This window comes from Mycoplasma sp. 4423 (assembly GCF_054353855.1).
The window spans coordinates 1-14511 of sequence record NZ_JBTHHJ010000007.1 but is presented as its reverse complement, the minus strand read 5'-3'; the positions used below and the strand labels follow the sequence as shown (position 1 = coordinate 14511).

The 14511-nt window shown below is 27.1% G+C and carries 5 protein-coding genes and 1 tRNA gene; all 6 read left to right on the top strand.

The window, feature by feature from the left end; all coding sequences use genetic code 4:
- The first annotated feature begins 4 nt into the window (after positions 1-4).
- The 6 genes from ACXYRN_RS01790 (at position 5) to ACXYRN_RS01765 (ending at position 14465) form a co-directional block, all read left to right on the top strand.
- The gene (locus tag ACXYRN_RS01790) at positions 5-1312 is read left to right on the top strand and encodes an ABC transporter ATP-binding protein (RefSeq protein WP_458597595.1); all 1308 of its coding nucleotides are present in this window, start codon (positions 5-7) and stop codon (positions 1310-1312) included.
- Complete coding sequence (locus tag ACXYRN_RS01785; protein ID WP_435128902.1) at positions 1305-2627, top strand: ABC transporter ATP-binding protein; 1323 nt, start codon at positions 1305-1307, stop codon at positions 2625-2627. Before ACXYRN_RS01790 ends, ACXYRN_RS01785 begins: the two co-directional genes overlap by 8 nt.
- Positions 2628-2882: 255 nt before the next feature.
- Positions 2883-3146 (top strand): HPr family phosphocarrier protein, encoded by a 264-nt coding sequence (locus tag ACXYRN_RS01780; protein ID WP_435128905.1) that lies wholly within the window; start codon positions 2883-2885, stop codon positions 3144-3146.
- A 68-nt stretch (positions 3147-3214) separates the two neighbouring features.
- Positions 3215-3299: transfer RNA gene (locus ACXYRN_RS01775), tRNA-Leu, on the top strand.
- 180 nt (positions 3300-3479) lie between these two features.
- Positions 3480-13505 carry an SGNH/GDSL hydrolase family protein gene (locus tag ACXYRN_RS01770; RefSeq protein ID WP_458607446.1) on the top strand — a complete coding sequence of 3342 codons (10026 nt, stop codon included), beginning with the start codon at positions 3480-3482 and terminating at the stop codon, positions 13503-13505.
- A 300-nt stretch (positions 13506-13805) separates the two neighbouring features.
- Complete coding sequence (locus tag ACXYRN_RS01765; RefSeq protein ID WP_458607445.1) at positions 13806-14465, top strand: hypothetical protein; 660 nt, start codon at positions 13806-13808, stop codon at positions 14463-14465.
- Positions 14466-14511: the final 46 nt, after the last annotated feature.

The window sequence follows — 14511 nt, the reverse complement described above, 5'->3', positions numbered from 1 at the left end:
TATTGTGAGAAAAGAACAAAATAGTAGATGATTTAGACGTTTTGATACAAAAACTAACAAAACTACTAATGATTTAAGTTTAAAAAACCAAAATCAAGAATCTTTAAATCAACAAACTAACATTGATACAAAAACCTATGAACAACAAGTTTCAAAAAAACAAAAGAAATTTTCTTTATTTTCCCGTTTCAAACGTTCTTATTTCAATTGAGATAATTTTTATAAAAATGTACAATACCGAACTTTTGAAGATGGAAGTAAATTAAAAATTGCTGCAGAAATAAAAGATATTAAACTTTCTTTTACTAACCCAGCTCGTCCAGGAGAAAAAAATATTGTGCTTCGTGGAACAAGCTTGCAAGTTTATGAAGGTAAAGTTCATGCAATTATCGGTGAATCAGGATCAGGAAAATCAGTAATAACATCACTTCTATATGGACTTACTGGTGATAATGCTGTTATCGATGGTGGAGAAATTCTTTTATACAACAATAATGTTGAAAAATTCTCATTTCGCGATTGAGAGCGCTCACATTATCGTGGTCGTGTAGTTTCTGCTGTATTCCAAAACCCAATGTCAACACTTAATCCTACAATGAAAGTAGGAACACAAATTATGGAAGGGATGCTGTTAAATAAGGTTGTTAAAACCCGTAAAGAAGCTTATGATCGTGCTGTAGAGTTTTTAAAACTAACTAAAATAAATGATCCTGAAGCAGTTATGAAGTTATATCCACATGAAATGTCTGGTGGTATGGTTCAACGGGTAGTTATTGCTGCAATAGTTGCATTAGAACCAAAAATTCTAGTTATGGATGAACCAACCACTGCCCTTGATCCAACTGTGCAAGCATTAGTTTTAGACATTATTAAAGATTTACAAACTAAATTAAAGTTATCTATCGTATTTATTACCCATGATTTAGGTGTTGTTGCATCGATTTCAGATTACATTTCTATTATGTATGCAGGACAAATCATAGAAGAAGGAACAGCACATGAAATTTTACACTATCCACAGCATCCATATACATGGGGGTTAATCCTTAGTATGCCCGATGTTAACAAAGGAAGTCGTTTATCAACCATCCGTGGAAGTGTACCATCAAGTTTAAATAACATCAAAGGTGATGCTTTTGCGGTAAGAAATGATTATGCATTAGGGCGTGACTTTGAAATTGAACCAGATTTTTATTATGTTTCAGAGACTCACCGTGTTAAGTCTGCTTTATTAGATCCACAAGCTCCAAAATACCAACCACCTGAACTTATCCAAAGATTATGAAAGGAATTTTTAGCTGAAAATGAGTAACGAAAGAACATTATATAAAGTTAAAAGATTCTTATTTGGTGAAAAAGAAGTTTGACGAACTCAAACTAAAGGTGTAGCAGAAATGCTACGCCCAAAGCATGGTGAAAGTGAATTAGTAACTATGCGCAATGTTGATATCACTTATGGAAGTGGAATTAAAGCATTTAGAGCAGTCAGTGATTTAAATTTAAACATTTATAAAGGTGAAGTTTTAGGACTTGTTGGCGAATCAGGGAGTGGTAAAAGCACCATCGGTCGTGCTTTAGTGGGATTGGTTCCTTATAGCTTTGGTGAAATTAAACTACTTGATAAAACCTTACCGAGAAAACTTACTCGTGGGTTCAAAGTAGGTAAAAAACTTGCTGAATATAAAGCAATTGAAAACTTTTTAACCAACAAAGTTCAAATGATTTTTCAAGATCCGGCCAACTCGTTAAATCCACATGCTAATGTTGAAGCAATTGTTTCAGAAGGTTTAACTAATACCAAAAATGCAAAAGAAATTTTCTTGTATAACTATGATCAAGAAGCAAAAGTAAAATTATATAAAGAGTTTTCACAACAAAACCACCCACAATTTTTTGGAAATTATGAAAAAGAATTAGATATTAAAATAGCAACCAATGAAGATATTTCATATCAAGCATTCTTTGTAGATTTATATAACCAAGTGATTAAATTAAATCAACCACATATAACTAAACTATTTGATGAACTTAGAGCAGAACGTGATAAATTAAGTAAACATACTGAAAAAGAATGTAAGCGTTTATTAGTTCGTGATATATTAAGATCTGTTGGTTTAGATGAATCAGTATTGCGTAGATATCCATTAGAATTTTCAGGTGGACAACAACAAAGAATTGGTATCTCTCGTGCTGTTGTACTGCGTCCGCAGCTATTGGTTGCAGATGAACCTATCTCAGCACTTGATGTGTCTATACAAGCGCAGGTGGTTAATATTTTCAATGAATTAAAAGAAAAGTATCAACTTACAATTTTATTCATAGCACATGATTTACGTATGGTAGAATATATCTCTGATCGAATTGCTGTTATGAATAAAGGAAGATTGTTAGAAGTAGGAAAAACCGAAGAAATTATGAATCATTCATTGCATCCATATACCAAAAGCTTACTTGATGCAGTTCCTTCAATTGAAGGAAGCAAAGGAAGTTTGGTTGGATATGTTTATGATATCAATATGCATAAATATGATGAAAATAACCAACCTGAATGAATTAAAATAAACGATGATCATTTTGTGCTCGGAACTGCTCAAGAAGTTGCAGATTGACAAGCAGGAAAATATTAAAAACCTTGTTTTTGCAAGGTTTTTTTGTTTCTATCGTAAACAAATAAATCACTTTATTTTCATAACTATATTACTTTTATGTCTATATACAAGGTGAAAAAGTTCAAATCACATAAAATATGCGATTTATTCCACAAATATGATAAATATTTAACAAAATATTACTTTATTTTAGTGAAAAACAGTAAAAAAAGTATAAAATTTTATTCATGCTATCATTTGTAGCAATATTTAATAAAATAATGAAAGGCTATTATGAAAGAATTTACAGCTAAAATAGTTGATCCGATTGGACTTCATGCACGTCCTACTTCAATTCTTGTAACTGTAGCTTCAAAATATAAATCTGATATTAAATTACAATCAGGTGGACGTGAAGCGAATTTAAAATCAATTATGAATATTATGTCTTTAGGTGTTAAATGTGGAGCAGAAGTAACTGTTAAAGTTATGGGTGAAGATGAACAAGAAGCATTTGATGCCATTCATGATGTATTTGTAAAGAACGAATTAATTTAATTAAAATGCTTTGCGTTTTAATTTTTTTAACTTTTTTGTAAAAATATGCTAAAATATAAAAACAAAAAGCCCGAGTGGTGAAATTGGCAGACACGCTAGACTAAGGATCTAGTGGAGCAATCCGTGCAGGTTCAAGCCCTGTCTTGGGCACCAAAATTTATCAAATTAGTTATATTAAGAGCATACATACAAGGATTGAATTTTCTTTTCAATCTTTATATGTGTGCTTTTTGCTTGTATTTAGCGACCAATAATCATTCTTTTTTTTGGATAAATGTGGTATTATATAAAAAAGTCATTATATATAAAATATATAATGAAGTGAAAGGAAGTATGAAAAAAAGAAAGTTTCTTATAACAAGTTCCACCCTTTTATTAGCAGCTACTACTATTGCAGTTGCATGTAAGGCACCAGGTTCTTCTGAAGAATTACCTCGTGGAGGCAATGAATTTTATCAAAAACCAGTTCTTATACCTAATACTCAACTCCCACAACAACCTGTACAACCACCTAAGAGCACATTGTCAAATGTAAATATTTTAGGTGATCAAAAATTTGACCATATTGATGAGGCAAAACGTAAAAAATCAGAACATTTTATTCCTGCTAATGAAGATATTCGTTATGTCGCGATTGGTGATTCGATTACTGAAGGATTTGATGGAACCTTACCACAATCATATCCTGGTCAATTAGAAAGTGATGGAAGTATTTCGGGTGTTTCATATCCTGCATACTTAGCTCGTTTGTTAAATCAAAACCACCGTGTTAAAGCATTTAATAATTTTGCCGTATCTGGTTCTCGATTACTTGATTGAATCAAGTTACTTGGAATCCCTTATGATGATTCACTTGTTAAGGATGAAGATACATTAAGTATTTTTGGAAATGACTGACAAGCAAAAACTCAACAAATAAAAGACAAGTTACAACAAGCAAACTTGGTTACTTTTTCATTATCTGCTAATGATATCTTGTTTCTATTATTCCAAAACTTAGCAACTGATGATGTAACTAACTTAATAAAAAATTATTTAAAAGGTCAAGCAATTATTTCTGATGCAGTTGTTTTAATAAACAAGTTATTTAATAATGCGTTAAGAGAAACACAAAAAAGACTTACAACATTCGTAGCAAATTTAAAACAATTCGCTCCAAATGCTAATATAAACTTTATCGGTTATCCTACTCCGATGTTATCAATTGCCAATGTGATTAAGGAATATGTAGCAAAATTGTTTGGTGGAAGTTTAGATTTTTCACCACTTGATATCTTGGTAAATGTTTTAAACAAAGGAATTCGAGAGACTGCGATTATTAATAAAATTAACTTTATCCAACCTGTTAATAATGATTATTGAAATAAACATGCTTCCGAATTATCTACTATCTTTTTCGATATCCATCCAAATACTTTTGGATACAAAAAAATGGCAATGGATATATATTTAAAAATCACTAATCCATCACTAAATATTAATGATTATAAAGGGTATGATTTTTCACAAGAATATTTGGATTTTGATGCCAATAGTGCAACATACCAAATCCAACCTATTATTCCTAATTCACAACTTTTTGGACCAAACACTGCTTCATATTTAGATGTAGAAAATAATTATGAACAAGAAATTGATGACAAAAGAGATATATATAATTTTGGAAATCGCATTGCAGAATTAACTGAAACTTTTTCTTATCTAACTCGCGAAGCGTTTGATTTTTTAACTAATAACTCTATTTATAATGTTTTAGATCCAGAGCGTAAGTTAGCAAAGTTGTTTAATAAAAAAGTTGCTAGTGGTAAATTTGCTAAGGACTCATTAGTTGAATCTTTACTTCGTTCAAATACTTTACAAAGAATTTTATATAACTTGCAAACTCAACTACAAGAATATCAAGAACAAAATCAACTTACCTTAGATAATGTTTCTGCAGCATTTAAATACTCTATTTTAAATATAGATAACCTTGCTATAGTAATTTCTGCTGTTGCTTCAAGTGATATGGTTAAAGAGTATAAAACAGAGTTTGCTGATGCTTTAAAAACCATTTTAAATAATGCAATTAAGGTATTCGGACCAAATGTAAAATCTGCTGTAATGAATGCGATTTTAGCACCAATTAAAAAATATAATGTTAAAGAATCTGATATTTCATCAATACTTGATTCTGTTTTAAATTCTGAGCATCTTAAAGAACTAGTTTCAGCATTTGCGGATTCATATGCTTTACATCCAGATAACTTTACAGATGTTTCAAATTTATCTGATGTGTTTTCAAATATACTAAAAGATCCACAAATCAATACTCGCATTTCTAGTCATCTTAATGCCTTATTATTCGAGTTTTTAACTAGTCCTAAACTACAGGCAGTTGCTTCAGAATTTCTTTATAACTTTTTAAAAGAAAATAATTTAACAGCAAATATCACATCTGATGAAGTAAATGTTGTTATAAATGATTTAATTAAATTATTAAAACAACTTAATGATAACCAACAACTAATTGATAAATTTACCTCATATACATTGAATAGTTTTCCATATTACGGATACAACCGTATCGGTGATTTATTTTCAGTAGCATTAAGATCTTTAATTACAACAGAATTTATTGGATCGCAAAATGAACCAAAATTACTTGATTTTATTAAAACGATTTTAAATTCTGATTTATTGCAGCATCATAAAGCATTTATAAAACAAATTATCAGTAATGCCTTAGATTTAAATACATTAAAAGGGATTTCAAAATCTGTATCTAACCTTTTTGCTAATAGTTCGGTTGCAAAATATATCCCAACTAAATCACTTGATAAGTTAATTAATTTAGTATTTAGTCAACCACAAATACTTGATATTTTAAAAGCAACCTTAGATGCGATTTTAAATAATACTGCTGAATATAATAAAGCGCAAAGCCTAAATGATTTAATTGCTAAAGCAATACAACATTTACCAATTGATAATCTTAAACCACAATTAATTGCAATTTTTAATAATATTTTAACTAATAATGAATTACCACAAATCATCAATGATGTAATGTATACATCGCTTGCTACATTCGGGATAGATATTAAGAATTCAGATAATATCAAGTTTATAAGTGATTTTTCACAAAATATCATCCCATATATCCAAAAACAACAACTTATCAATCCGATTATTGATGCATTTATTGATAAACTTAAGGCAGTTAAAAGATCGAATGAACCAATAAAAATTCTTGCTCAAATCCCGGATGCAATTTTTGCAATCATTAAAAACAAATACACTACTAACACAATTACTCAAATTAAGGATTTATTGAATCAAAAATGAATTAAAGATAATTCAAATGGTGTGTTAAATACCGCTGCTGTCGTTTTAAATTCATTACAAGAATCAGGTGTGCTTTCAAATGGTATAACATCATTATTAAGCAACTTGCTTGATAAACCACAAATAGCAAAATATGTTGATAAAAATGAAATTCTGCAATTAACTTTAAATGTTATAAATCGTCCACAAACAATGAAGTTAGTAGTTGCGCTTTTAGAAAGTGTTTTAAAGAATCCTGATTTACTTGATAAACTATCATCACCAAAAGAACTTGTTTCAATTCTTTTAAAAGAACCGAAAGTTAAAGAAGTTATAAATAAAGAAATTAAAGAGATTCTTTTAGATGTAATTAATAATAATGATCTAACTAAAACAACCGCTAAGATAATTTATGAAGTTACAAATGCAAATGGTTTCGCTCTTGATCAAAAGTTTTTACCTGTTCTTAATTCTGTTTATCCAAGTGCTTTAAGTGTACTTAAGTCATTAAATAAATTAAATCCTTTAATTGAACAAGTTATTGAACTTGTTACAACTTCTGATGATATAAATTCATTATTATCAAAACTACCGCAATTAATATCATTATTTGACTTTAGCGATCTTGATTTATATAAACTTTTATTAAATACCCCTTTATTTACTACAAATAAAGAATTATTAAAAGAGTTGATTAATAAAGTTTTTGCTAAATTTAAAGATCAATATGCTTCAGCAGCACTTGACAAAATGCTCCCAGAGAGTGTTTTAGGACTTAATAAGACAGAATCAAAGACTTTGTTTGATAAGATAATCAAAAACACTGCGTTTAACTCTATATTTACCAATTTTACAGCATTTATCATAGATCACTCTCAAGAGTTTGTTAATGCAAATAGTTGAATAGACATAATTAATATATTTTTAAAGGACTCTAACTTTATAAGTTCAAACAAAGAATCGATTACCAACATTATTAATGAATATAAAACCGACGCTACATTGAAGAAGTTATTAGCAAACATTATTAGTGAAAAAATAGGTAATTTATGAATCTTTGCACATACTACTAATAAAAACCAACTTATTTCTGATTTATTAGACTATTTATTATCACAATTTGATAATTTAAAAGTTGTAGAACATTTATTTAAAGCATTGGATTTATATCAAAAATCAAGAAATACTAATCCTATAAAGATACTTAATTTATTTGCAAATGAAATAGCATCCGAGTTTAGTTCAGATGTTATTTCACAAAAAGTTATTACCTTAATTAAAGGGTTGCCAGATAATTTCATTTCAAACCATAAAAACGATTTAAAGCAAATCTTTATTAATGTATATGACCATTTTAAAACAGATGAACATTTAGGTTCAAAAATTTTGAACTTACTTCCACAAGCAACCTTAGCAGAAGTTAATAAATATACATCAGAACAAATAAGTGATCAAATTATTTATTCATTTTTAAATAAAGAATCTACTAAAAATTTATTTAAAGGAATTGTTGATAACATTTTAGATAACATCCAAAATCTTAAATCAATAAACAGTATCAAAGATTTATTGAATCATGTTGTTAAATCTATTAACGGAGAACAACTAAAAACTAGTTTAACAACTTGAATCGATGAAATTTTAAATGATGATAGCTTGGTATCAAATATTAATACCATTCTATCGAATGTTATAAAATTTAACTTTGTTGAAATTTATAATAATCCACAAACTTATCAGTTTTTAAATATTTTTCTCAAAGAAGCTTATTCATGAGCAAAAGAATTAGGAATTATTGACTTAGTTGCAAATGACTTAAAAACATTCTTTGATAATTCTGAATCAGCTTTTGATCAAAGAGTAGCAACTTTAAAAACTTCATTAGCATCACAGTTGCAAACCAAAGTTATTGAAAACTTACATAATTTAGTTAAAAAACTTTATAACTCAGATGCAGTTAAAAAATATCCAGCATATACAGCAACGGTTGCTAACTATATCTTTAATAGTCTTGTTAACAACATTTTAATCTTTAAGGATATCATAAATAATGCATTAGTTTCAAATCAGATTATAGATGCATCGCAAAAATTAAGTGATGAACAATTAAATCAATTAAACCAATTACTTAAGGCTATTAATAACCTTGATAGTAATGTTTCGATTATTGATAAAATACTTGCTATACCAGTAGCTGAAATTAATAAAACAACTAATACAAATGAATTAATTAGTTTATTTACAAATAAATTATTATCAGCAATTGATTTAAATAATTATGCATTTGTAAAAGTATTGTTAAATTCAGAATTTGTGCAAAATCAGCACAATTGACTAAAACAAATTTTTAACAAATTATTAGATAAATATTGAACAGATGCTAATACACAAGCATTAGCAGAAAAAATCTCGGTTGATTCAGTAGAAACTACCCTAGGATTTACAAAGGGTGCTTTAAGAGATTTGATTAAAACTATACTTAAAGATTCAAAAACTAAAGAAATCATTAAATCACTTGGTGATAGTGCTATTGATCATATTTCATCATTAAAAGCACCTGATTCATATAACCAGTTAGTTAAAGCAATTTTTAATATTACTGGATTAAAAGATTCTATTAAAGAAAAAGTAGTAGCTTTAATCAAAGAATTTGTTTCAAAAGCATCTGTTAAAGAAAAACTAAAATCACTTGTAATATCACTTTTAAATAAGGAAGTGTTGCAACCATATTTAAAAGGGGTAAATGATAAAAATAAACTCGCTGAAAACATCATCAAGATATACGATATAGTTGATAGTCAACTTGATATAAGTGAATTGACTTTTGAAGTAATTTATGCATCGTTGCAAAACAACGGATTAAACTTTAATTTTACAAGTATTGCTAATGCGATTTTAAATGGATTTAAAGCTCGTTTAAACAAGGATAATAAGCAAGAAGAAAATATTATTAAGTTATTAAAAGCAGTAATTAAATCTGGATTATTTACTGAAAATAAAACCGATATTATCACTATTATAACTAATATAATTACAAAATTAGGTGATGGAAGTTTTGTTGATGAATTGATAAATAATTTACCGACTGCTACAAAAACACAGATTCAAAACTTTATCGGATTAAGTCAACTTTCAAATGTTGCTAAAGCAATGTTGAAGAACATTCATTTTCACAATTTAATTAATGCAACATTTAGTAAATTAATTGAACATATTAACGAATTTGAAAATGTTACTTCATATAATGATTTATTTAAAAAATTATTAACAGTTATAGATATAAATTCTATAAAAGTTGATTTAAAAGCATTTATTGATGATTTATTACAAAATTCTGATATCAATAATTCTCTTTATGAACTCATTAAGAATTTACTTGTTCAAAATGGTGTAAATGTAACAGAAAATGAAGTATTTATTCGTGCTTTTGTAAGTAATATCAAAGATGTTGTGCGTCACATTGGTTTAATTGATCCGATTATCGAAGAAGTATTTGAAACCTTGCAACAAGCTGCTTCAAGTACTGATGATGTATTAGTAAAAATTGCTCAAATACCTAATCAAATATCACAAATTATTACTGAAAAAGTATTTAAAAATCCTAAGCAATATGTAGATTCACTACTTGCTACAAACGTTATTGCCACACATAAAGAATCCTTTATTAAGGTTGTTACACAACTGTTAATTCATTTAAAAAATAATGGATATTTTGATAAATTTATCAATTCTGCAATCGATTCAATTAATAACAAACAAATACTATCGATTATTTCAAAAGATGATATTAAACAACTTGTAAAAGTGGTATTAAACGATACATTATCAACTCAAGCAATACAGACATTTGTACCTGAATTGATTAAAAATACCGATTGAATAACATATTTAAACAACCCTTTTGCTTTAATTAAGAATTTACTACAAAATACCAATATAGCAAATTTTGTTAAAACAAGTTTTGCAAATGGAATTCAAAATATATTAACCAACACAACGGTTTCAAATATATTAGCAAGTGTTTTAGATAAATGAATAACTCAATTAGGCTTAAATCTTGCTGGTATTAATAAGATTTCATTAATTCATGATTTAATTTCTTCAATAATTCCATTTTTACAAAAAATTAATGTATATCAACCCTTAATTAACTTATTAACTGATACATTTGCATCAACGGATTCATTTGCAGCATATGCAGCAAAATTAAAAGTTGAAATACCAAAAGTGTTTGTATTTAATGATAATGTTTTAATTGCGGCATTACAAACATTCGAAAATATTAAAAATCATAAAAATACAGTAGTACAAATTGGTGTTGCTTTATATAACTCAATAAGTGAAAATGATGCATTTGTCGATCAAATGTTTGCTTATATTTTCAAGAACCCAAATTCATATACAAGCAATGGCATTGATGTAGAGTTACTTAAAAAAGTAATTAAAAGTTTGTTAAAAAATAATGAAATTAAATCAAGAATAGCAACTTTATTAGATAATGTTATAAGTAGATATGATGTTATTAAAAACTCACATAATCTTTCTGAATTAATTAAAAATATATTCAATAATGATGATTTTAAAAATTCATTAAAAACTATTGGTAAGAAATTAATATCTCTATTTTATAAAAATGATGATATCAAGAACTTTATTGCTAAATTTGCTATTCATAAACTTGAACACTCAGACTTTGCCGCATTATTAATTAATGTATCACATAAAGAAGACTTAGTAAAAGCTTTATTAGGTGCAATTAAAGAAGTTAATCATTATGTTCCTGTTACAGATTTATTAATTGATTCATCAGTTGATGAAGTAGCAAGAAATGGACTTAATTTTGATTTTAATAGTGTATTAAATAAATTAATAGAAAGTTTCAAGTTATTTGTTTCATCACAGGATTATGAAGCAAAAATCATTGATTTACTTAACGATGTAGTTCGAGAAAATGGTATTCAACAAAACAAAAATGATTTTATTATTTTAGTTGAAAATATAGTTAAATTAGCAATACAAAAAGTTGATTTTGGTGGATTTATTTGAAACGCTTTTGATGCAAAAACTCAAGCATTTATTACAAATGGATTTTTATCACAAAACGAATTTACTAATTTAATTAATTCTGCTTTAAAAGTAGATACATTAAAAACATTAATTACAAATATTGCTAAATACTACATAAATAATGTAAATACATTTGCTTATTCAAACACTTTTTTCGATGTGTTTAAAAAATATATTTCAGTAGCAGCAAATGAAAGTGAGTTTAAAAATTCAATTAAAAAACTTGCTTTAGATGGTCTATCATCAGCTGCAACTAAAACAGCAATTAAATCCATTATAGAAAAAGCAGTATCATTTTTAAATGTTAAGAAATCAACTAATATTAATTACTTTATCGAAGCATTCGCAAATGATTTTGGCAATATGTTTAATCGAATTGGTGTATTTGATAACCTTGCTGATTCAATGGTACAAACCATTAAACAGGTTAATGATTTTAATGGATTTAAATCTAAGTTTATCGCTAATGCATTACAAACGATAAAAGTTACTGATTTTCCATTTATTAAAAAAGTTATTAACGATCATGTTATTACACAGCATAAAGTTGGTGCTAAGGAGTTATTGGTAAATTTAGTATCAAACCTGTTAGATGATAAGACTAAAATAACTAAAGTAATTCACGATCTTAACCTTTCAAAGGTTTTAGTTGAAAACGGAGTTTTTAATGATCCAAGTGTAATTAATGACACAATTATTTTAGCTTTACAAAACAAAAATATCCGTGATATTATTAATATGGTTATAGGTGATTTTATTGATCGTGGAAATGATTATCAAATTGCTGATGATTGATTTGGAGCGATAAATATCTTATTTAAATCACCTAATTCAAAAGATTTTAAATCTAAATTTACTACATGAGTTAAAGAAACATTGTCTAACCCTGATCCAAGAATTGCTAAAGGACTTGCACAAGTGATGATTGCCAAACTTCGTAATGTAGGATTTAATCTTACTGAAAACAAGCATCTAACTTTATACCAAAATGTTATAAGTAACCTTATGAAAGCATTAGTAAAACGTCCTGAATTACCTATAATAGTTAATAACATATATGAAAACATTAAAAAAATACAATTAAGTAAAAATAAAGATAATTTTGCTTATATAAAACGTGCTTTTTTAGATGGTGCTTTATACATGATATTAACTAATGATCATAAAAACATTGATATAGGTAAAATGGGCAGTCAAGCTAATCTAATTGCATTTATTGCAGATGCAATTGGTGATGAAAATTATCTCCGTTTTTTAAATTCTTTATTTGAAACTAGTGATATGAACAAAAGAGGCGGGATTTATCATTTTATTGATACGTTAATACTTAAAAAGAAACCTGTAAGTAATTCGAATGCATCGGGTTCATCGAATAAACCAAGCTCCCTGAATGCTAAAAAAGAAGTGCCAGCACCATATGGAGTAGTATATGGTGGAATAACAGAGATATTCAGGAACGGAGATAAAGTTTCGGATTTACTAGGTTCAATTTTTGCACCTATATATCGTCAAATGATTGTAAAACTAAGCAAAAATCAATATAAAATAGGTAAAGACTTTTATAAAAATGATGAATTCAGACTATTATTTAGACTTTCAGCATTTATCTTATGATTTATCCATACGGGAGCAGGTGTAACAGGTCAACCTTTCTGAAATGTTGCAGGTTTAGATGTTGAAGGTTACTTTATGGGTGGTTTATGGTCAGGTTTTGAAAAAGCAATTAATGATCCTAGACATAAAGATATTTTTAATAAACTTACAACAGATAAAAAGGTTGCAATGGGAATGGCTAGAGGTGGTGGATTTAATAAAGAATTCGTGTTAGGAAATAGGTCATATAGCACAAACATACGAAATTATTGAAATGATCAATTATTAGCCTATATTTACTATGATTCTCCTACCCAAAGAGATCGTCATACTGGTAAATTGATGCGACAAGTTTTAGAAGAATCGATTGCTCGTGGTTCGCTAAAAAGATAAGAATACTATATAAAAATACTAGCTATGACTAGTATTTTTATATACTTATGAAGGGATAATGGTGGTAAAAAGATTAACAACTATTTATGCTAATTTTTCTTCCCTTGTTTATTGCGCAAGGTAATAAGGAAAGTTTTTAATATTTTCCAATAAATAGGGATATTTGATAAAATAAAGTAATAAGGAAATATATTTATGGATTGAGATTCTTTTATATTTATTATGGTAATTATTTTTAGTTTTATTTTTTCTGCTGTACCAAGTACTTGACTATGTATTGTAAGTTTTATAAGGTTTAATATGACTAATTTTGTAACTAATAAAATTACTATACTGTCTAGATTAGAATCTGCAAAAAACACTAATATTTTATTTAAAGAAGGTGCAAAAATATTTCTTAAAAAAAGTAAAACACATCAAAAAATTGGTATTGGTATTCTAACATCATTAATTTTTGCTATATTAATATTAGAAATATCTCTACAAATTGCAATAAAATATAATATATTTGAAATGAAAGATTCTGAAATTATAAATTTGAATTATATAAGGATGATAGATATTATATATGTAATATATTTTATTGTTACTTTTAAGTTTTTGAAATTATATACCAAGGCACTCAGAAAATCTAAAGTAATAATAGAAAATTTAATAGAAAAATTTGAATTTCATCAAGATGAGTACTTTTTAAATGGAATTACTGAAACCAACTATTTTAAAAATAAACCTATTTATCATATTGATTATGAAAGTGAGAAGAAGGTTTTGCTAAATTATGAATATTTAATAGGCTATTCAAGTAAAAAACAAGAAATAATTGCTATGAATTATTTTTTTGCTTGAGGTTATCATTTTAAAGAAGTTCATAATGGGAACCTTATATATATAGATTTATATAAACAATTTTTATATTTAAAAAATGAATGAATAAATAAAAAAGGGTTATATATAAAGTAGGACAAAAAGATTAACAATTAATTCTGTTAATCTTTTTGTTTTATTA